The 20,681-nt window shown below is 58.2% G+C and carries 18 protein-coding genes and 1 pseudogene; 16 read left to right on the top strand and 3 right to left on the bottom strand.

Translation table 11 applies throughout. The annotated features are described in order from the left end of the window. The first annotated feature begins 59 nt into the window (after window positions 1-59). From hflK to RFER_RS11580, 7 genes are all read left to right on the top strand, one after another. Window positions 60-1,454 carry an FtsH protease activity modulator HflK gene (gene hflK / locus RFER_RS11610; RefSeq protein WP_011464586.1) on the top strand — a complete coding sequence of 465 codons (1,395 nt, stop codon included), beginning with the start codon at window positions 60-62 and terminating at the stop codon, window positions 1,452-1,454. A gap of 9 nt (window positions 1,455-1,463) precedes the next feature. Beyond that, window positions 1,464-2,363 carry a protease modulator HflC gene (gene hflC, locus RFER_RS11605; RefSeq protein ID WP_011464585.1) on the top strand — a complete coding sequence of 300 codons (900 nt, stop codon included), beginning with the start codon at window positions 1,464-1,466 and terminating at the stop codon, window positions 2,361-2,363. A gap of 17 nt (window positions 2,364-2,380) precedes the next feature. Continuing rightward, complete coding sequence (locus RFER_RS11600) at window positions 2,381-2,569, top strand: DUF2065 domain-containing protein (RefSeq protein WP_011464584.1); 189 nt, start codon at window positions 2,381-2,383, stop codon at window positions 2,567-2,569. A gap of 57 nt (window positions 2,570-2,626) precedes the next feature. Continuing rightward, complete coding sequence (locus RFER_RS11595) at window positions 2,627-3,775, top strand: ATP phosphoribosyltransferase regulatory subunit (protein ID WP_011464583.1); 1,149 nt, start codon at window positions 2,627-2,629, stop codon at window positions 3,773-3,775. A gap of 24 nt (window positions 3,776-3,799) precedes the next feature. Next, window positions 3,800-5,176 carry an adenylosuccinate synthase gene (locus RFER_RS11590; protein ID WP_011464582.1) on the top strand — a complete coding sequence of 459 codons (1,377 nt, stop codon included), beginning with the start codon at window positions 3,800-3,802 and terminating at the stop codon, window positions 5,174-5,176. An 88-nt stretch (window positions 5,177-5,264) separates the two neighbouring features. Then, complete coding sequence (locus RFER_RS11585) at window positions 5,265-5,789, top strand: phosphoribosyltransferase (protein WP_011464581.1); 525 nt, start codon at window positions 5,265-5,267, stop codon at window positions 5,787-5,789. A 28-nt stretch (window positions 5,790-5,817) separates the two neighbouring features. Next, window positions 5,818-7,026, top strand: a complete 1,209-nt coding sequence (locus RFER_RS11580; RefSeq protein WP_011464580.1) for a PLP-dependent transferase — start codon at window positions 5,818-5,820, stop codon at window positions 7,024-7,026. A 6-nt stretch (window positions 7,027-7,032) separates the two neighbouring features. Here the strand turns inward: RFER_RS11580 and RFER_RS11575 are convergent, their stop codons facing one another. Next, window positions 7,033-7,638 (bottom strand): HD-GYP domain-containing protein, encoded by a 606-nt coding sequence (locus RFER_RS11575; protein WP_011464579.1) that lies wholly within the window; start codon window positions 7,636-7,638, stop codon window positions 7,033-7,035. 242 nt (window positions 7,639-7,880) lie between these two features. Between RFER_RS11575 and bioB the strand changes: the two genes are divergently transcribed. The 3 genes from bioB (at window position 7,881) to RFER_RS11560 (ending at window position 9,840) form a co-directional block, all read left to right on the top strand. After that, entirely contained in the window at window positions 7,881-8,930 is a 1,050-nt protein-coding gene (gene bioB / locus RFER_RS11570) for a biotin synthase BioB (protein ID WP_011464578.1), read from the top strand. A gap of 129 nt (window positions 8,931-9,059) precedes the next feature. After that, on the top strand, window positions 9,060-9,503 hold the full coding sequence (locus RFER_RS11565; protein WP_011464577.1) for a type II toxin-antitoxin system RatA family toxin: 444 nt from the start codon (window positions 9,060-9,062) through the stop codon (window positions 9,501-9,503). Beyond that, the gene (locus tag RFER_RS11560; RefSeq protein WP_011464576.1) at window positions 9,493-9,840 is read left to right on the top strand and encodes an RnfH family protein; all 348 of its coding nucleotides are present in this window, start codon (window positions 9,493-9,495) and stop codon (window positions 9,838-9,840) included. The genes RFER_RS11565 and RFER_RS11560 overlap by 11 nt, the downstream gene beginning before the upstream one ends. Before the next feature lie 35 nt (window positions 9,841-9,875). Here the strand turns inward: RFER_RS11560 and RFER_RS11555 are convergent, their stop codons facing one another. After that, window positions 9,876-10,397: a DUF4124 domain-containing protein gene (locus RFER_RS11555; protein ID WP_011464575.1), complete on the bottom strand. Its 522-nt coding sequence runs from the start codon at window positions 10,395-10,397 to the stop codon at window positions 9,876-9,878. A 130-nt stretch (window positions 10,398-10,527) separates the two neighbouring features. Between RFER_RS11555 and guaB the strand changes: the two genes are divergently transcribed. The 6 genes and pseudogenes from guaB (at window position 10,528) to RFER_RS11525 (ending at window position 18,538) form a co-directional block, all read left to right on the top strand. Further along, on the top strand, window positions 10,528-11,997 hold the full coding sequence (gene guaB, locus RFER_RS11550) for an IMP dehydrogenase (protein ID WP_011464574.1): 1,470 nt from the start codon (window positions 10,528-10,530) through the stop codon (window positions 11,995-11,997). Window positions 11,998-12,020: 23 nt separating this feature from the next. Next, on the top strand, window positions 12,021-13,631 hold the full coding sequence (guaA, locus tag RFER_RS11545; RefSeq protein ID WP_011464573.1) for a glutamine-hydrolyzing GMP synthase: 1,611 nt from the start codon (window positions 12,021-12,023) through the stop codon (window positions 13,629-13,631). A 107-nt stretch (window positions 13,632-13,738) separates the two neighbouring features. Then, window positions 13,739-14,761 (top strand): annotated as a pseudogene (gene tadA, locus RFER_RS11540) (tRNA adenosine(34) deaminase TadA); the annotation flags it as partial. A gap of 23 nt (window positions 14,762-14,784) precedes the next feature. After that, entirely contained in the window at window positions 14,785-15,840 is a 1,056-nt protein-coding gene (locus RFER_RS11535; RefSeq protein ID WP_011464571.1) for an LD-carboxypeptidase, read from the top strand. Between the two features lie 57 nt (window positions 15,841-15,897). Next, entirely contained in the window at window positions 15,898-16,812 is a 915-nt protein-coding gene (locus RFER_RS11530; RefSeq protein ID WP_011464570.1) for an adenylate/guanylate cyclase domain-containing protein, read from the top strand. A gap of 76 nt (window positions 16,813-16,888) precedes the next feature. Further along, on the top strand, window positions 16,889-18,538 hold the full coding sequence (locus tag RFER_RS11525; protein ID WP_011464569.1) for an AMP-binding protein: 1,650 nt from the start codon (window positions 16,889-16,891) through the stop codon (window positions 18,536-18,538). Between the two features lie 75 nt (window positions 18,539-18,613). Here the strand turns inward: RFER_RS11525 and RFER_RS11520 are convergent, their stop codons facing one another. Then, complete coding sequence (locus RFER_RS11520) at window positions 18,614-19,306, bottom strand: crotonase/enoyl-CoA hydratase family protein (RefSeq protein WP_041790610.1); 693 nt, start codon at window positions 19,304-19,306, stop codon at window positions 18,614-18,616. Window positions 19,307-20,681: the final 1,375 nt, after the last annotated feature.

The following is a 20,681-nucleotide window of genomic DNA, read 5'->3' as shown; positions in this document are numbered from 1 at the left end:
ATCATGAGGTGGCCTGCGGATTGGTCACAATGCCTTAACGATACACGAGAGAACATGAGATGAAACTTCATTTACACACCTTTCGCTGGGCCTATTGGCCAGAGCGGATTCGGGGGATGTTCAATCTGAATGACCCCAGGTGGGGTCGCGGTGAGGATAAGCCAGCGGACTCAGGCGAGCCCGAGGTCGAGCCTGAGCGCCAGGAAACCAAAGCACCCGATACGCCCCCCAGGAATGGCAATCAACGCGGTCAAAAGCGGGGTCCCAACCAGGGGCCACCCGACCTCGACGAGTTGTGGCGTGATTTCAATCGCAAGTTGGGTGGTTTGTTTGGTAATGTGAAAAACCCAATCCGCGGCAGTGTGGGCGGCGGCATGGGCGGCAATGGCTCTGGTGGCGGTTTTCAGCCAGACATGAAGAGCGCCGGGATTGGCATTGGCCTGATTATTGGCGTTGTACTGTTGATCTGGCTGGGAACAGGCTTTTTCATTGTGCAAGAAGGCCAGCAAGCGGTGATCACCCAGTTTGGCAAATACCGGTCGACCGTGGGTGCCGGTTTTAACTGGCGTCTGCCTTACCCAATTCAGCGCCATGAACTTGTTTTTGTGACCCAGATACGCTCGGTGGATGTCGGGCGCGACACGATCATCAAGGCCACCGGCCTGCGAGAGTCCGCCATGTTGACTCAAGATGAAAACATTGTCGAAATCAAGTTTGCGGTCCAGTACCGGCTCAATGATGCGCGCGCTTTCCTGTTTGAAAGCAAGGACCCGACGGCGGCCGTGGTTCAGGCTGCGGAAACCTCCGTGCGTGAAGTGGTTGGCAAGATGCGCATGGACAGCGCGTTGGCTGAAGAGCGGGACCAGATCGCTCCGCGCGTACGTGCCTTGATGCAAAAGATACTCGACCGCTACAAGGTCGGCATTGAAGTGGTTGGCGTCAATCTGCAGCAAAGCGGTGTACGTCCTCCCGAGCAAGTGCAGGCCGCTTTCGATGATGTGCTCAAAGCCGGCCAAGAGCGCGAGCGGGCCAAGAATGAAGCACAGGCCTATGCCAACGATGTGGTGCCACGGGCCATCGGTTCTGCATCACGGCTGAAGGAAGAGGCCGATGCCTACAAGGCAAGAATTGTGGCGCAGGCGCAAGGTGATGCGCAGCGCTTCAGGTCCGTATTGACGGAATACCAAAAAGCACCACAGGTGACGCGCGACCGTATGTATGTGGACACCATGCAGCAGATTTACAGCAGCGTGACCAAGGTCATGATTGACTCCCGGCAGGGCTCCAATTTGTTGTACCTGCCACTCGACAAAATTGTCCAGATGACGGGGCAGGGCGCTGATGCCGCTACGTTGACCGCGCCGGCGGCGGCACCGACGAATTCGGCAGCCGTCCCCACCATTGACGCGCGTGCGCGGGACGCTGCCCGTAGCCGTGATCGCGATACCCGCTAGGAGCCCCGCATGAACAGACTAGGTCTTATTTTTTCAACGTTTTTGGTGGCGCTTGCGCTTGCCAGTTCGATGCTGTTTGTTGTGGATCAAAGGCAATTTGGTATTTTGTACGCTTTGGGTCAGATCAAGGAAGTCATTACCGAGCCTGGTTTGAACTTCAAACTGCCACCGCCGTTTCAGAATGTGTCATATATCGACAAGCGATTGTTGACCCTGGACAGTACCGACAATGAACCGGTGCTGACGGCCGAGAAGCAGCGGGTGGTGATCGATTGGTATGTGCGTTGGCGCATTTCAGAACCGACTGAATACATTCGAAATGTTGGCACCAATGAATCGGCTGGCGCCAGTCAGCTCAATCGTGTGGTTCGAAATGCATTTCAGGAAGAAGTCAACAAACGTACAGTGAGGGAACTCCTGTCCGACAAGCGTGAAGCATTGATGGCGGATGTGAAACGCGAGGTGCTGGCTCAGGTGCGTGGTGCCAAACCCTGGGGCGTGGACGTGATTGATGTGCGCATCACGCGGGTCGACTATGTGGACGCCATCACCGAGTCGGTTTACCGGCGCATGGAAGCCGAGCGCAAGCGTGTAGCGAATGAATTGCGCTCAACCGGTGCGGCCGAGGGTGAAAAAATTCGGGCTGATGCGGATCGCCAACGGGAAATCACGATTGCCAACGCTTACCGCGATGCCCAGAAGATCAAAGGCGAGGGTGATGGCGAAGCTGCGCGCGTCTATGCGGAATCGTTCGGGCGTGACCCCCAGTTTGCGCAGTTTTATCGCAGTCTGGATGCCTACAAGGCCAGCTTCAACAAGAAGAGCGATGTGATGGTGGTGGATCCTGCCAGCTCCGAATTTTTCAAAGTCCTGCGCGGCAACGCTGCCCCCGCGCCGACCAAAAAGTGAGATGAGAAGAAACGGGTTTGGACGCTAAGACCTTCTGGTTGGCCCTGGCCCTCGTTCTGGTGATCGAGGGCCTTTTTCCGTTCTTGTCTCCCGCGCGCTGGCGCCAAATGTTTTTGCAGATCCTTCAGCTGACTGATGGTCAGTTGCGTTTCTTCGGGCTGTGCACCCTATCTGCAGGTGCACTGATGATTTGCTGGCTGCTGTGACCGATTCTGGTCTGATAGCCCGGTAAAATCACGTTTTTAACAGCACCCCAAAATCACATGTCTGCTTGGGTCCTGCCGGATCACATTGCCGATGTCTTGCCGTCTGAAGCGCGGCACATCGAAGAACTTCGTCGCAGCCTGCTCGATACAGCGCGTTGCTATGGCTACGAGTTGGTTATGCCACCCCTGCTGGAGCATCTTGAATCGCTGCTCACCGGCGCCGGGGCCGCGCTCGATCTGCAAACTTTCAAGTTGGTCGACCAACTCTCCGGTCGCATGATGGGCTTGCGGGCGGACAGCACACCGCAGGTGGCCCGCATCGATGCCCACCTGTTGAATCGACCGGGCGTGACCCGTTTGTGCTACTGCGGCCCGGTGCTGCATACGCGCCCTGGGGCGCCCCATGCCAGTCGTGAGCCCCTGCAATTCGGGGCTGAAATCTATGGCCATGCCGGGCTGGAGGCTGATCTTGAAATACTGATGTTGGCACTGGACTGCCTCAAAGTGGTCAAGGTTGCGTCGCCCAGCGTGGATCTGGCCGATGCCCGCATCGTTCACGCGCTGCTCAAGGGCGTGCCGGTCGAGATCGCCTTGGCCGAACAAATTTATGCGGCGCTGGCAGCCAAGGATGCCAGCGAATTGGCCGTATTGACGAAAAAATTTCCATCATCTTCACGTCAAGGGCTGTTGGCCCTGGTGCAGCTCTACGGCGATGAAAAGGTCTTGCTTGAGGCTGAAAAAGCACTCCAGCCCTTGCCGGCTATTACTGAGTCGCTATCAAACTTGAAGTGGCTGGCGAGTCAGCTCGACGGCGCCAAGGTCAGCTTCGATCTGGCTGATCTGCGCGGTTATGCCTACTACACCGGCACCCGGTTTTCAATTTACGCGGCCGGCGCCAGCGATGCCCTGGTGCGCGGTGGCCGCTATGACGAGGTCGGCGCTGTGTTTGGCCGCAATCGTCCTGCCGCCGGCTTCAGCCTGGATGTCAAGGCCCTGGTGGGCGTGCTGCCAGCGCGGCCCTTGCGTGCGGCGATCCGTGCACCGTGGCGTGAGGCGGCTGACTTGCGCGTGGCCATCGCGTCCTTGCGTGCGCAAGGTGAGACCGTGGTCTGCGTTCTGCCGGGCCATGAGAGTGAAGTTGATGAATTCCGTTGCGATCGCGAATTGGTCCCGCGCAACGGGCAATGGATTGTGGCAAGTATTTAAGAACAACTGAAACGAAAGCGGAAAATGATAGCAACCAAAGGACGTAATGTCGTGGTCGTGGGCACTCAGTGGGGCGACGAGGGCAAGGGCAAACTGGTCGACTGGCTGACTGAAAGTGCACAAGGGGTGGTACGTTTTCAGGGCGGCCACAACGCCGGCCACACCTTGGTGATCCATGGTGTCAAGACCGCGCTGCATCTGGTGCCCAGCGGCATCATGCGTCCGGGCGTGAAATGCTACATCGGCAATGGTGTGGTGCTGTCGGCGGCCAAGCTGTTTGAAGAAATCGAGGCGCTGGAAAAGGCGGGGGTTGAATTGCGTTCACGCCTGCGTATCAGCGAAGCCTGCCCTTTGATTCTGCCGTTTCACGCTGCGCTGGATGTGGCGCGGGAAGCGGCGCGCGAGCAAGGTGGCCAGGCCAAGATCGGCACCACCGGGCGCGGCATTGGCCCGGCCTACGAGGACAAAATTGCGCGGCGCGCCCTGCGCGTGCAAGACCTCAAGTTCCCGGAGCGTTTTGCGCGCAAGCTGCACGAGTTGCTGGACTTGCACAACCATGTGCTCACCACCTACCTCGGTTCTGTCGCGTTTGATTTTGGTCCGACCTTAGCGCCGTACATGGCAGACGGCAAAGTGTTGTTTCAGCCGGTGTTTGACGAGGCGATGCGTCATGCACAACTCCTCAAGCCCATGATGGCCGATGTGTCACGCGAACTCAATGAAGCCCACCTCAAGGGCGCCAACCTCTTGTTTGAAGGCGCGCAGGGCACGTTGCTGGATGTGGATCACGGCACCTATCCCTATGTGACATCAAGCAACTGTGTGGCAGGCAATGCCGCCGCTGGCTCCGGTGTCGGCCCGGGCATGTTGCATTACGTCCTGGGCATCACCAAGGCCTATTGCACCCGTGTCGGTGGCGGTCCGTTTCCGACCGAACTGGCATGGGAAGTTGAAGGCACGCCGGGTTACCACATGAGCACCGTCGGCGCTGAAAAAGGCGTCACCACCGGCCGCAGTCGGCGCTGCGGCTGGTTCGATGCGGCCTTACTCAAGCGTTCGGCCCAGGTCAACGGCTTGACGGGGCTGTGCATTACCAAGCTCGATGTGCTCGATGGACTGAAAGAACTCAAGCTCTGCACCGGTTACCAACTCGACGGTGAATTGACCGATATCCTGCCGATGGGTGCTGATGACATTGAGCGCTGCACACCGGTTTACGAGACCATTTCCGGCTGGAGCGACAGTACCGTGGGTGTCACCCAGTTCGACAAACTGCCGACCAACGCGCGCCTGTATCTGCAGCGCATTGAGCAGATCACCGGCGTGCCCATTCACATGGTGTCCACCGGGCCGGACCGGGCGCAGACCATTCTGATGCGTCATCCCTATTTGGCCGACTGACCCTGTCCAATGTCAAATAATTTATGCAAAATCGGCCTCTAGCCCCCGTGCTATAAGCGTGGCAAGCTATTAATTCAGGAGTAAATTTATGTTGACGGAAGACGGTAGGCACCTGTACGTGAGTTACGACGAGTACCACAACCTGATCGAAAAGCTGGCCATCAAAATTCACCAATCAGACTGGCCGTTCGACACCATTCTGTGTCTGGCTCGTGGCGGCATGCGTCCGGGTGACATCCTGTCGCGCATTTTTGACAAGCCGCTGGCCATCATGTCCACCAGTTCTTATCGGGCCGATACCGGCACGGTGCAGGGAACACTGGATATCGCGCGCTTTATCACCACCCCCAAGGGCGAGATTGCCGGCAAAGTGCTGCTGGTGGATGACCTGGCCGATTCCGGCCACACGCTCAAGGCGGTGATCCATCAACTCAAGAACAACTACAAGCCCATCACTGAGCTGCGTAGCGCCGTGATCTGGACCAAAGGCTTGTCCACGTTTACGCCGGATTACTCGGTCGAATTTTTGCCCACCAACCCCTGGATTCACCAGCCCTTTGAAGGTTATGACGCCTTAAGCCCGGAGCAGTTGATCAAGAAGTGGAGCGTCTAGTGAATTGCTTGAAGCATCGGAGCTGACCATGGCCGACCTCACCACCACGCTGATTCATCACCCGTATGTTCCTCCGGCAGGCTTCGCCGCGCCGCAGCCGGGCGTGTTCAAGGCCTCAACGGTGATCTTTCCCAATGTGGCGGCCATGCGCAACTTTGAGTGGAAGGACAAGACCGCCTACACCTATGGTCTGCATGGCACGCCTACCACGTACATGCTCGAAGAGCGTTTGTGCACGTTAGAGGGCGGCCTGCAGTGCCTGCTGCTGCCCAGTGGGCTGGCGGCCATTGCCAACGTGGCCTTGTCGCTGCTGCGCACCGGTGACGAGGTGCTGCTGCCAGACAACGCCTATGGTCCCAACAAGGTGCTGGCCGAGGGCGAACTCAAAGCCTGGGGCATCACCCACCAAACCTACGATCCGATGAATCCGCAGGACCTGGCGGCCAAAATCGGTCCGCGCACGCGTCTGGTGTGGCTGGAGGCGGCCGGCTCCGTCACGTTGGAGTTTCCCGATCTGCGCGAGCTGGTGCGCGTGTGCCAGGCGCGTGGTGTGCTGACGGCCCTGGACAACACCTGGGGCGCCGGTCTGGCCTTTGCGCCGTTTGACCTGACGCCCGGCGCCAGTCCGGCCCTCGGTGTTGACATCTCGGTGCATGCGCTGACCAAGTACCCCAGCGGTGGTGGCGATGTGCTGATGGGCAGCGTCATCACCCGTGACGCCTCGCTGCACATGAAGCTCAAGCTGACCCATATGCGCCTGGGGCTGGGCGTGGGGGCCAACGATGCCGAAGCCGTGTTGCGGGCGCTGCCCAGCATGGCGCTGCGCTACCGGGCGCACGACGAGACAGCACGCATACTGGCCCGCTGGTGCGAGGCCCGCGCCGAATTTGTTCAAGTTCTTCATCCGGCGTTGATCGATTCGCCTGGGCATGGGCATTGGCTCACGCTGTGTCAGACTGAATCCGGTGGTGCAGCGGGCCTGTTCAGCGTGATTTTTGACGAGAAGTTCAACCAGGACCAGATTGATGCATTTTGCAACGCGCTCAAGCTGTTCCGGCTGGGTTACAGCTGGGGCGGGCCCATGAGTCTGGTCATGCCTTATGAGCTGGCCTCCATGCGTAGCACCTGGCCGGTCTACCTGAGGCAAGGCACGCTGGTGCGCTTTTCGGTCGGTCTGGAGGCGGTAGCGGATTTGCAGGCCGATCTTCAGCAGGCCTTGCAGGCAAGCCTGGCTTGAGCATCTTCAAACAAGTGGCGTCTTGAGCGAACTGCCCTCAATGAAGTTCAGAAACAGACGCGTCAGCTCAGGATCGTGTTTCTCGCCGCTTTCCGCGCGCAAAATTGTGATGATCTCGCCATGCTTTTTAGCTGCATGGTAGGACCGGGTAACAGCCATCGCATCGTAGCTGTCAGTGATCGAGATGATGCGTGCCGCAAGCGGAATCTGCTCGCCACGAAGGCGGTCGGGGTAACCCCTCCCATTGAAATGCTCGTGATGGTGGCGAATCGCCAGCGCGGCGGATTTTGCGCCTTTCAGATCGGTGCTCAACAGGATCTGTTCTCCAATCTCGGAATGGCCTTGCATGCATTGCCACTCAGCCTGATCCAGCTTCCCCGGTTTGAGCAATACATCATCCGGAATGCCAACTTTCCCGATGTCATGAAACGCGGCACCTATTCGAAGCGCGTCGATTTCGCTGGCAGACAAACCGCAATGCAGTCCCATTTCGACCGACAAAGCAAGCACACGGTCGGAATGCAAACGCGTCAGTTGATCGCGGTAGCCGAGCGCGACCGACAGCGCTTTGGTGTACTTGTATAGAGCATTGAAAGTAGAGTTGGTGGTCATAAGGATGCTCTTCAACAAATGCCCCTAACTCTGCCACGTTTTCTGGGTCGTTGCCAGAGGCGACTAAAATCTCCCTTGCCTCGACCGCTTCGGCCGCAGAGCGACGGCCCCGACCGCAGCCGGGATGCCGTAATTGATACAGCCGTGCGTGCGCCACTGCCGCAGCAAAATATCTTGTCTTTTCGGGTCTGCCAAACTGGCTGGCCTATAGCCAACGAACATGAACCGCTAAAGGAATAACAATGTCCCCAAACCCGTCGCAACAGTCCAGTGCCGTGGCCTTCCATCCGTCGGCAGCGCCCATCACCTTGCCGGAATCGGCCACCTGGCCGCTGGCTGACGTGCTGGCCTTATTTGAGTTGCCCTTTAACGACCTGATGTTTCAGGCGCAGCAAACACACCGCGCCCATTTCCCCAAGGGTGATGTCGAGCTGGCAACGCTGCTGTCGATCAAGACCGGCGGCTGTGAGGAAGATTGCAGCTACTGCCCGCAAGCGGCGCGTTACGACACCGGCGTTGAAGCCCAAAAAATCCTGGAGCTGGAGCAGGTGCTGGACGCCGCGCGCGAAGCCCGGGCCAGCGGCGCGACCCGTTTTTGCATGGGTGCAGCCTGGCGCTCACCCAAAGAGCGCGACCTGGAAAAGGTTGAAGCGATGGTGCGCGGCGTCAAGCAACTGGGTCTGGAAACCTGTGCCACGCTGGGCATGCTGGAAGAAGGCCAAGCTGACCGTTTGAAACAAGCCGGGCTCGATTATTACAACCACAACCTCGACAGTGCCCCAGAGTTTTACAGCAACGTGATCTCCACGCGCGAATACCAGGACCGTCTGGATACATTGGGGCGAGTGCGTCAGGCCGGACTGAAGATCTGCTGCGGCGGCATCGTCGGCATGGGCGAATCGCGCCAGCAGCGCGCTGGCCTGATTGCGCAACTGGCCAACCTGAACCCGTATCCGGAATCGGTGCCGGTGAATCATCTGGTGCAAGTTGAAGGCACGCCCTTGTATGGTATCGAGCCGCTTGATCCGATCGAATTCGTGCGCACCATTGCGGTGGCGCGCATCACGATGCCGAAAGCGCGCGTGCGGCTGTCAGCTGGCCGTCGTCAAATGGGCGATGCGGTGCAGGCGATGTGCTTCCTGGCTGGCGCCAACTCTATTTTTTACGGCGACAAGCTGCTCACCACCGGCAATCCGGAAGCCGGGGACGACCTCGCGCTGCTGGCGAAGCTCGGTTTGAAGACCCATGCCTCGACCCTGACCGAAGCGCAGAAAGAGCGCTGCGGCGGCTAAATCAACTGGATGCAAAGACGCCAGGGATCATGCTTTCACCTGCAAATGCGGGCAACAAGTGGGAAAGACCGGTCACGATCAGCCAGAATACCTACTTGTCTAAAATTTCGCGCAGATCACCATCCACCTATGAAAACCGTCACCAAGTCCGTCCTCATCTGGTACAGCACGTCCGAGATGTATGTGCTTGTCACGGACGTGGATCAATATCCCAAATTTTTACCTTGGTGTGATCGCGCCCGCGTCGTCATGGGTGACGAGACCGGCATGACGGCGGAAATCGGCATTTCTTTCAGTGGCATCCGTCAGACGTTCACCACGTGCAACACGCATGTGCCGAATCGGCAGGTGGCCATCAAGTTGGTGAACGGCCCGTTCTCTAGACTGGATGGCGAGTGGAATTTTGTGCCGATTGGTGACGACTCCCAGCGCGCTTGCCGGGTCGAACTGACGCTCAACTACGGCTTTGACAATGCCACGCTGGGCAAACTGGTGGGCCCGGTGTTTGACAAGATCGCCGCCAGCATGGTGGACGCCTTCATCAAGCGGGCCAAACAAGTTTATGGCGAGTGACGCTCGCCTTCAAATCACGGTGGTTTATTCGCCGCGAGCCCGCGATGTGCGAGAGGTTGTGCTGCAGTTAACCGCCGGCAGCACGGCGTTGCAGGCCTTACAGACCAGTGGGCTGCTTCAGCTTTTCCCTGCGCTTGATCCGGCCTGCCTGGCGCTGGGCGTCTGGGGACACAAGGCAAGTCTGACTCAAGTGCTGCAAGACAATGACCGGTTGGAAATTTACCGGCCGCTCACCGTCGACCCCAAAGTGGCGCGCCGGGAGCGCTTTGCCAGACAGGGCGCTCGCAGCGCCGGACTTTTTGTGAAAAAACGCGCAGGGGCCAAGGCGGGTTATTGAGTTGAGTTGGCGATCTACGCTGCCTCTCAAACTGGCTACTGGCAGTCGGAATTCATGATGGCCTGAATACGCTTCACCTCGTTGGCACGGGCGGTGTCATCGAGCACTTCACGCTCGCCTTTTTCATTGATTCGGCTGACACGCACGCCGGAATCGAAGCTGGCTTTGGCTTGTTTGGCGCGCGCGCAGTTTTCGACTTTGGCTTTCACCACCTTCTCTTGCTCTGCTTTGCGCTGGGCGGCCTGCGCTTCTTCTGTTTTCTTCTTCTTGTCAGCCAACTCTTTGTCGATGCCACTGAGTTTGGGCGCACTGGCCGCGTTTTGCGCCCCCGATGCCGCGGCGACAGGCGACACCGCAGGTGAGGGCGCATCCGTGTTCACCGTGGTTTTGGCAGTCATGCCTGGCCGTTTCAAAATATTCTTCTCCAGGACGTCGGCCGGGGGCGCGCGGTCGCTAAACACCTTGCGTCCATCGTTGTCGGTCCATTGCCACTGCGCCGACGCTGCCAGCGAAACCAGGCACGCGAGAAGAAACAGAATTTGCCGGATATTTTTCATGGCCGAAGTTTAGCGCTGTGCCGAGGCATCTGTCTGGCGACTAACCCTGGCAAACGACATTGGATGCAGCAACTGTGTCGCCGGGGAGCGCCAGAGGCGCGGGTACAATCCGCCATTTGGAGCTTAGACCATGCGCCTGATCGGCAAAGCGCTCACCTTCGACGATGTTCTGTTGGTGCCAGCGTACTCTCAAGTCCTCCCCAAGGACACTTCTCTCGCCACTCGTTTCACCCGCAATATTGCGCTCAAGCTGCCCTTGGTCTCTGCCGCCATGGACACGGTGACCGAGTCGCGTCTTGCAATTGCCATCGCCCAAGAGGGCGGCATTGGCATTGTTCATAAAAACATGACACCGCAGCAGCAAGCTGCGAAAGTGGCCAAGGTCAAACGCTACGAATCAGGCGTATTGCGCGACCCGGTGGTGATCACGCCGCAGCACACCGTGCTCCAGGTGATGGACCTGTCGGCGCAACTCGGTGTCTCGGGCTTTCCGGTATGTGATGGTGGCAAGGTGGTTGGCCTCGTCACCGGGCGTGACCTGCGCTTTGAAACCCGTTATGACCTGCCCGTGAGCCACATCATGACGCCGCGCGACAAGCTGGTGACGGTGCCCGATGGCACGACCCTCGAACAGGCCAAGGTGTTGTTGAACCAGTACAAGATTGAACGCCTGCTGGTGGTCAATGATGCGTTTGAGCTCAAGGGCCTGATCACCGTCAAGGACATTACCAAGCAAACCAGCTTCCCCAATGCGGCGCGTGATGCGCAGGGCAAATTACGCGTGGGTGCCGCCGTTGGCGTGGGCGAGGGCACTGAAGAGCGGGTGGAAGCCTTGGCGCGCGCAGGGGTCGATGCCATCGTGGTGGACACCGCGCATGGTCACAGCAAGGGCGTGATTGACCGCGTGCGCTGGGTCAAGAAGAACTTTCCGCACATTGAGGTGATTGGCGGCAACATTGCAACCGGTGCCGCGGCGTTGGCGCTGGTCGAGGCCGGCGCGGACGCGGTCAAAGTCGGTATTGGTCCAGGCTCCATTTGCACCACCCGCATCGTGGCGGGTGTGGGCGTGCCGCAAATCATGGCGATTGACAGTGTGGCCATGGCGCTAAGAGGCACTGGTGTGCCGCTGATTGCCGATGGCGGCATCCGCTTCAGTGGCGATATTGCCAAAGCCATCGCCGCCGGGGCCAGCACGGTCATGATGGGTGGCATGTTCGCGGGCACCGAAGAGGCACCCGGTGAAGTGATTCTGTTTCAGGGCCGCAGCTACAAGACCTACCGTGGCATGGGCTCCATCGGTGCCATGCAACAGGGCAGTGCGGACCGCTATTTTCAGGAATCCACAACGGGCAACCCGAACGCCGACAAGCTGGTGCCCGAAGGCATTGAAGGCCGCGTGCCCTACAAAGGCACCATGGTCTCGATCGTGTACCAAATGGCGGGCGGCTTGCGCGCCAGCATGGGCTACTGCGGTTGCGCCACGATTGAAGAGATGCAAAACAAGGCCGAGTTTGTGGAAATCACCACCGCCGGCATCCGCGAAAGCCATGTCCACGACGTGCAGATTACCAAAGAAGCACCGAACTACAGAGCAGAGTAAGAAATCACGCGGCGTTAACCCTTATGCATCAAAAAATTCTCATTCTTGACTTTGGCTCCCAGGTCACCCAGTTGATTGCGCGGCGCATCCGCGAGGCGCATGTGTTTTGCGAAGTGCATCCCTGTGATGTGACTGATGACTGGGTGCGTGCCTATGCCCGGGATGGCAAGCTCAAAGGCGTGATCCTGTCGGGCAGCCATGCCAGCGTCTATGAAGAGACGACCGACAAGGCGCCGCCTGCGGTGTTTGAACTGGGTGTGCCGGTGCTGGGCATTTGTTATGGCATGCAGACCATGGCGCACCAGTTGGGCGGCATCGTCACCAGCGGGCACCAGCGCGAGTTTGGCCCCGCCGATGTGCGCGCCCATGGCCATACCGCCTTGCTTGAAGGTATTCAGGACTACAAGACGGCCGCGGGCCACGGCATGCTGCAGGTCTGGATGAGTCATGGCGACAAGGTCACCGAGTTGCCGCATGGCTTCAAGCTGATGGCCAGCACCGACAGTTGCCCGATCGCCGGCATGGCCGATGAAACGCGGCGTTTTTATGGTGTGCAGTTTCACCCTGAGGTGACGCACACCAAGCGCGGTGCGGCGATTCTGGAGCGCTTTGTGCTCGATATTTGTGGCGCACGGGCTGACTGGATCATGGGCGATTACATCAGCGAGGCGGTGGAGCAAATCCGCGCCCAGGTCGGCACCGACGAGGTCATTTTGGGCCTCTCCGGTGGGGTCGATTCGTCGGTCGCTGCGGCCCTGATCCACCGGGCCATTGGTGAGCAACTCACCTGCGTGTTTGTGGACCACGGCCTGCTGCGTCTCAACGAGGGCGACCTGGTGATGGAAATGTTTGTCGGCAAGCTGCACGCCAAGGTGATTCGGGTTGATGCTGCTGACCAGTTCCTCGGACAGCTCGCGGGCGTGAGCGACCCGGAGGCCAAACGCAAAATTATTGGCCGCGAGTTTGTCGAAGTGTTCAAGGCCGAGGCTGCCAAGCTCAAAAGCGACCAGTCGCGCCACGTCGCCTGGCTGGCCCAGGGCACGATTTACCCCGACGTGATCGAATCCGGCGGCGCCAAGAACAAAAAAGCGGTGGTCATCAAAAGCCACCATAACGTGGGCGGCTTGCCGGAGCTATTGGGCCTAAAGCTGCTGGAACCCCTGCGCGAATTGTTCAAGGATGAAGTACGCGAGCTCGGCGTGGCGCTTGGTTTGCCCTATCACATGGTGTACCGGCATCCGTTTCCCGGTCCCGGTCTGGGGGTGCGGATTCTGGGCGAAGTCAAAAAGGACTACGCAGATTTGCTGCGCCGTGCCGATGCCATCTTTATCGACGAACTGCACAACTTCATCGACGAGGCATCAGGCAAGAGCTGGTACGACCTCACCAGTCAGGCCTTCGCGGTGTTTTTGCCCGTCAAGAGTGTCGGCGTCATGGGCGACGGCCGCACCTACGACTACGTGGTCGCCTTGCGTGCCGTGCAAACCAGTGACTTCATGACCGCCGATTGGGCCGAGTTGCCTTATGCGCTGCTGAAAAAAGTGTCGAGCCGCATCATCAACGAAGTGCGCGGCATCAACCGGGTCACATACGACGTGTCAAGCAAGCCGCCGGCCACCATTGAGTGGGAGTAGATATATACGTTTTTGCGCTCTAGCCCGGGTATCAATTGCGTTAATAGCTATCTTTATAGTAGCATATGGTGGTCAGTCCAGCTTACAAAATCACCTTGCCACCGACCATGACCGATGACCAAGCCATGCAGTTGGCCCTGACGCAGGCGGGCCTTGCTGCCCTGGCCGGAGAAGTGCCGGTGGGTGCCGTGGTGTTGAAAGACGGGGTACTGATTGCCAGCGGGCGCAACGCATCAATTGAAACCCAGGACCCGAGCGCTCACGCCGAAATAGTGGCCTTGCGCGCCGCCGCCCTGGCCTTGGGCAACTACCGGCTTGACGGTTGCGAACTGTTTGTCACGCTGGAGCCCTGTGCCATGTGCGTCGGTGCCATGCTGCACGCGCGCCTGCAGCGTGTGGTGTACGGGGCGCCCGACCCCAAGACAGGTGCCGCCGGGTCAGTTCTTGATTTGTTCGCCAATCCGCAGTTGAACCACCACACCGAAGTGCAGGGTGGCGTGCTGGCCGATGCGTGCGCTGAATTGTTGCAGCGATTTTTTCAGCAAAAACGGGCCCAGAGTCAAACCGGTTGCAGCCCGCTGCGCGAAGACGCCTTGCGAACCCCGGAGGCACGGTTTTGCGGCTTGCCAGACTACCCTTGGGCCGCCCGGTACGTCAGTGATTTACCCGCACTCGCCGGGCTGCGGCTGCATTATCTCGACCTTGGCCCGCAAGAGGCACCTTTGACCTACCTTTGCCTGCACGGCCGCACGTCATGGAGTTACCAGTACCACAAGAAAATACCGGTTTTTTTGGCGGCTGGTCATCGGGTGGTGGCGCCTGACCTGATTGGGTTTGGAAAAAGCGATAAGCCGAAAAGGGAAAGCATCCACACTTTGAAATGGCACCAGCAGTTGTTGACCGGGCTGGTCGAGCAGCTCGACTTGAATAACGTTGTGCTGGTGGTTCAAAGCAGCAGCCAATGGCTGGGGCAAGCCCTGATGAGAAGCGCACCAGAGCGATTTGCGGAACTGTTGATCATGGACCTGGAGTCGCCAGCCGACAGCGAACAGGCGGCCTATGAAGCACCGTTTCCGGATCGTGGCCACCGCGCGGCGCTACGCGCCTTCGCGTCACTGCTGGGCGCAGCCCCGCAATCCAAAGCAAAAATTTCATGAATAAACACATCTACATCTACTCTCCATCGGGCGCCGTGCGTGACAAGGCCGCTTTCAAACGTGGCGTGGCGCGACTCAAATCGCTGGGCCATGAAGTTGAAATTGACGAAGCAGCGCTGACCAGCCATTTGCGCTTTGCCGGAGACGACGAGACCCGATTGGCGGCCATTCATCGCGCTTGCGCCAGTGGCGCCGATGTGGCACTGATCTCACGCGGCGGCTATGGCCTGACGCGCATCCTGCCGGGTATTCACTACAAGGCAGTGGCCAAAGCGATTGATCAAGGCATGCGCTTCGTTGGCATTAGCGATTTCACGGCGTTTCAAAGTGCGGTGCTGGCGAAAACCGGGCGCGTCACCTGGGCGGGCCCTGCGCTGTGCGAAGGTTTTGGGGTGGGTGGCAAGCCGGACGGTCATGATGCTGAACTTCCACTGACAACCACCGGGCTGACCGATGCCGCTCAGGCCGTGCCCGACGACATCATGGAAGCCTGTTTCGACGATTTGATCTGTGGACAAGGGGAGGGGGCCGGCTGGCGGCAATTGCGTGAGCCGCACCTGACCGCCAACAACTCTAAGGCCGCCTCTTCAAATGCTAATGATTTAGTAGCTACCAATGCAATATCGACGGGGGCTGCAGCCTCATTTGGCATAAATCAGTCAGTACTTTGGGGCGGCAACCTGTCGGTGCTGGTCTCACTGCTGGGCACGCCGTATTTTCCAGAGGTCAAGGGCGGCATCCTGTTTCTGGAAGATGTGGCCGAGCACCCCTACCGGATCGAACGCATGCTGACGCAGTTGTTGCACGCGGGTGTGTTGGCGCGGCAAAAAGCGATTTTGTTGGGCCAGTTCACCGAGTTCAAACTGGTGCCGCACGACCGGGGCTACAAATTGCAGACGGTCGTCAACTGGTTGCGCCAGCAGATCAAAGTCCCGGTGCTTACCAACTTGCCCTATGGCCATGTCGCCACCAAAGTGCTGCTGCCAGTGGGCGCCAAAACCGATCTGTTGGTGCAGGGACGTGACGCCTTGCTGTTTTGGGGCCACGCCTGAAAAGGCGGGGATATGCCCTAAACTCGATCCAAGATCAAGAAACGGAATCAGCTGGGTATGGGTGAGCACACGACTGTCGTATTTGCCGATCTGTTTGGCAGCACAAGTGTCTTTGAAGCCTTGGGGAATGCCAAAGCCACTCTGGCTGTCACGCAGATAACGACCTGGATTGCCATCGTGGTTGAATCGCACGGAGGGCGGGTTGTCAAAATGCTGGGCGACGGGGTGCTGGCCTTGTTTCCGGACAGCGCGTCCGCCGTCAATGCCGTGGTCGAGATACAACGCCGGCATCAAAAACGCATGACCCTGGTACCGCCCGCCCAACGGATGCCGATCCGCATTGGTGTTGCCAGTGGCGATGTCGAGCTCCTGGCTGGCGATTGTTATGGTGACGCCGTCAACATAGCGGCGCGTCTGAGTGACCTCTCGGGTGCGCACCAGATCTGGGCCAATAGCGCAGCGCTGGACGGCGCCACGGAAGCAGAAGGCGTGCGCTTTCGAATTCTGGGGCCGATCAACATCCGCGGGCGCGCCGAGCCGTGTACCGTCTACCAGGTCGATTGGCAGGAAGACGTCGCCTCGGCTTTTCTGACCATGCAGGCTGAGGTGGACCCGCAGTTTGATGTGACTCAAAACGATGTGCTGGGCGGCCAGATTGAGTTGAGCTGGCTTGACAACCGCAAGACTTTCCAATCGTTTGAGCTGCCGATTCACATTGGACGCATGCATCAGGCAGAGGTGGTCGTTAATGACCCGCGCGTTTCCCGCACCCACGCCCGGATTGACTGGCGCAATGGCAGCGTCATGCTGGTGGACCTTAGCTCCTACGGCAGTTGGGTGCGGTTTTCAGGTGGCGGCTCCGACCTGTTGCTCAGGCGCGAGGAATGTGTCTTGCATGGGCGCGGCGAAATTGCCCTCGGGACATCGTTTGCCGACCTGAGCCCACCGACCGTGCATTTTTCGGTGTCCTGAGCCCGCGGCCCCAACTTAAATCTCACTGGAGAACACCATCGACAAGCAAATCTGGCTGAAAAACTACCCCGCCGCAATGCCAGCCGACATCAATCCCGACCTGTTCACGTCAATCCCCGATCTGCTCGAAAAAACCGCAACCAGGTTTGCTGACCGTCCAGCTATTCACAACCTCGGTCACACCATAAGTTACGCCGAGTTGGAGCGCCTGACGCGTGAATTTGCCGCCTTTTTGCAGGGATTGCCAGGCATGGCCCAGGGTGACCGCGTCGCCATCATGGCGCCAAACCTGCTGCAATACCCGGTGGCACTGTTCGGCATCCTGCGCGCTGGCATGGTCGTGGTGAATGTCAATCCGCTGTACACGCCGCGTGAAGTGGCGCATCAGTTGCAGGATGCCGGCGCCAAAGCCATTGTCATTGTTGAGAATTTTGCCGCTGTGCTGCAGCGCGTGCTCAGCAACACGCCGCTCAAGCACGTGATCACCACGCAAGTCGGCGACCTGCTGCCGTGGCCGAGACGTTCGTTGATCAACTTCGTCATCAAGAAGGTCAAAAAGATGGTGCCTGCCTGGCGCATTGATGGCGCGATTGGCTTTCGGGCGGCGCTGGCACGCGGCGCAAGGTCGTCGTTCAAGCCGGTTCAAGTGAAGCGCGAGGACATCGCATTCCTGCAATACACCGGCGGCACCACCGGTGTCTCAAAGGGTGCCATGCTGACCCACCGCAACATCCTGGCCAACGTGGAGCAAACAGGCGTCTGGATATCGGCGAGCTTTCAGGAAGGCCGCGAGATTGCCATTGCGCCATTGCCGCTGTATCACATCTTTTGCCTGACCTCGACCCTGTCGTTCATGAAGTGGGGGAGCCTGATCGTGCTGATTACCAATCCGCGCGACTTGCCGGCACTGATCAAGGAGCTCGGGCGCTGGAAGTTCAGCGTCATGACCGGCGTTAATACCTTGTTCAACGGCCTCTTGAATGCCCCGGGCTTCGACCAACTCGACTTTTCGACGTTGAAGGTGGTGGTGGGCGGTGGTGCCGCCGTGCAAAAGACCGTGGCCGAGCGTTGGCAGCAAGTCACTGGGCGTTACATCACGGAAGCCTATGGTCTCACAGAAACCTCGCCGGGGGTCTGCGCCAATCCGCTGGCTACACCCTGGAATGGAAAAATAGGTTTGCCCATCCCGTCCACTGAGGTGTCGATCCGGGACGAACACTTCAACGAGTTGCCGGTCTGGCACGGCGAGGGCGATCTGGAGCAACACACAGGCGAGATTTGCATCCGCGGCCCGCAAGTGATGAAGGGTTACTGGAACAACCCGGCAGAAACGGCCAAGGTGATGCAGGACGGTTGGTTAAAGACCGGCGATGTCGGGCACCTGGACGGTGAGGGCTACTTCGCCATCACCGACCGCAAAAAAGACATGATTTTGGTCTCTGGTTTCAACGTCTACCCGAACGAAATCGAGAGCGTGATCGCGATGCATCCTGGGGTGCTTGAATGCGGAGCGGTGGGCATACCCGATGAAAAAACGGGCGAAGCGGTGAAAGTGGTGGTTGTCAGAAAAGACCCCAGCCTCACGAAAGACGATATCCTTGCGCACTGCAAGACCCAACTGACCGGCTACAAGATGCCGCGCCACATCGCGTTTTGCGATGAATTACCCAAGACGCCGATCGGGAAAATCCTGCGCCGCGATCTGCGCGACATGCCCAAGAGCTAGCTGCCTTAACGGCGCTCAAGGGAAAGGCAGGGTAGGCGAAGTCTTCGCCAGCCCTGGCGTGCTCCTTGTTTTGGTTTAGTGCAAGCCGCTTATTTTGTCGCGTTCCAGGCCGCTGTCGAGTCTGTCCAACAGTGCCTGGCGGGCCTTGAGTTTGGTGTTCTTGTGCGCCGTCATGTTGATTTTCTTCAAACGCTGGGCGACTTCCTGGGCCGTGACCAGCAACTGATCAACGGCAACCACCTGGTCAAAAAAGCCCGCGACCAGCGCTCCCTGAGGATTGAACATTTCAGCGCTGATGACAGAGCGCTGAAAGGCCGCCGGGCTCAAGCGGTCACGCGCCAGTTCGATACCGACATGGTGCATGGTCATGCCGATCTGCACCTCGTTGAGCCCGATATTGAATGGCCCCTCGACGCCAATTCGGTAGTCGGCTGCCAGCAACAAAAAAGCGCCCTTGGCAACGGCGTGACCCGGACAGGCGACGATGAGCGGAAACGGGTGGGCCAGCATGCGACGCGTCAGCTTTGACCCGGCGGTCACCAGGTCAATCGCATTTTGCGGGCTGGACATCATGACCTTCAGATCGAATCCACCGGACAGAATGCCCGGCTTGCCGGTCACGATCACCACCGCGCGATCATGCTCGGCCTGGTCCAGCGCCTGATTGAAGTCGACAATCAGATCGGGCGACATGGCATTCACCTTGCCATTGTCCAGCGCCAGCGTGGCAACCCCATCCGCAAGATCGTACGTAACCAGTTTGCTCATGATCAATAAGGGAGTTTGCATAATTAGTGGACTGCATATGTGCTCTAACTTGTTGATTTATATAGAGCCACTGGCAGCATTTACTCAGAATTAGATCACATTAATGACAACTAATTTATAGATTTCTCGTCTGATATTCATAAATAGTAGACAAATCGCCATTCAGATCAGCACTTCATGATTTCATAAAGACGTCCATAGGTGGCCAGTCGGAGGGGGATGCTTGGCCCGTGACAGACTGCCATCCCCAATGCCGCAATCGTTGTGCCCTGACAAACCCAAGACGGGCATCCGCGTCAGCGTTCCAGTCAACCGGAATCCACTGCGGTCTCATGGCAAAAAAACATCCCATCCAAATCTGCCTTTCAGCAGAAGCGACATTAACTCAACCCGCTGCTCCCAACTGAGGCGTCTATCCCTCGTCCCTGGTGTCTCGTAAGGCAAAGTTGCAATCCAGGCACCTGCTTTCACGATATCAAATTTGCTATCGTGAAACTGACATCCATGCCAGCGTATTTTGCTAAATATGAAGTTTCTATACAGATTCACGATGTCATAGCCGATGCCCCGTCTGTACATTTCAAGTCCAAGCTTGATCAGTGTGTAGTAAGTTTCACGGGCCCAGAAAAACGCTAACCTTTAGTTATCCTGCTCTATCGCTGTTCTTGTAAATATCGTGACCGCAGCCAGCGAATCCAAGCAGGCCTTGCCAGCGAGGGAGTCTACTAGCCGCCCGTTCGAGGGTTCTCGCCAACTTGATTTAGAACCAGCGGACGAAATGGAGGCAAAAATGGCCCGCTGGATGCCAAGTTCCAACTGTCCCAAGAGAGCATTGGCCCGTCTTCCAATAGGTTTGTCCATATCGAGCGCTGTCCACAGGACCCGATGGAATTCTCGGGCAGAGCCGGGCATATGCTGATTGACCTGCTCGATCAGTGAAGCTTACGGCATGTGCCGACCAGTCCGATATGCACCCCACTTATGGCTATGGAACGTGGGTCTTCCCGGTCGGCGGACGAATGTTTCCCTGTCGAATGTCCTTTGCATCGCATACGCCGAGGTAAGACCTGCTCTTAATTGAAGAGCGCGAAACCAGTTGACCGTTCGACAGATTCGAATGGCGTCTTGGACACTCGCTGGGACACGAACGCCCTGCTGAATACCGCGGACGAAGTCCGTTGCGAGAGGGAAAATGCCTTCAAAATCAACAGGTTTAAACACAATCAACAGGTTTAAACACAACTGAGACGGACGTTAGAAGAATAAAAACATCTCATTTTTACTCCGTAGATAAACAAGCTTCCGCTGCTTAGCCGGTAAACGTTCTTCCACACTGCTGACGTTCAACTGAATTGATGGCACAGATGATTCAGCA

This window comes from Rhodoferax ferrireducens T118 (assembly GCF_000013605.1).
Classification (GTDB): Bacteria; Pseudomonadota; Gammaproteobacteria; order Burkholderiales; family Burkholderiaceae_C; genus Rhodoferax; species Rhodoferax ferrireducens.
This window is presented reverse-complemented; position numbering and strand designations above follow the sequence as displayed.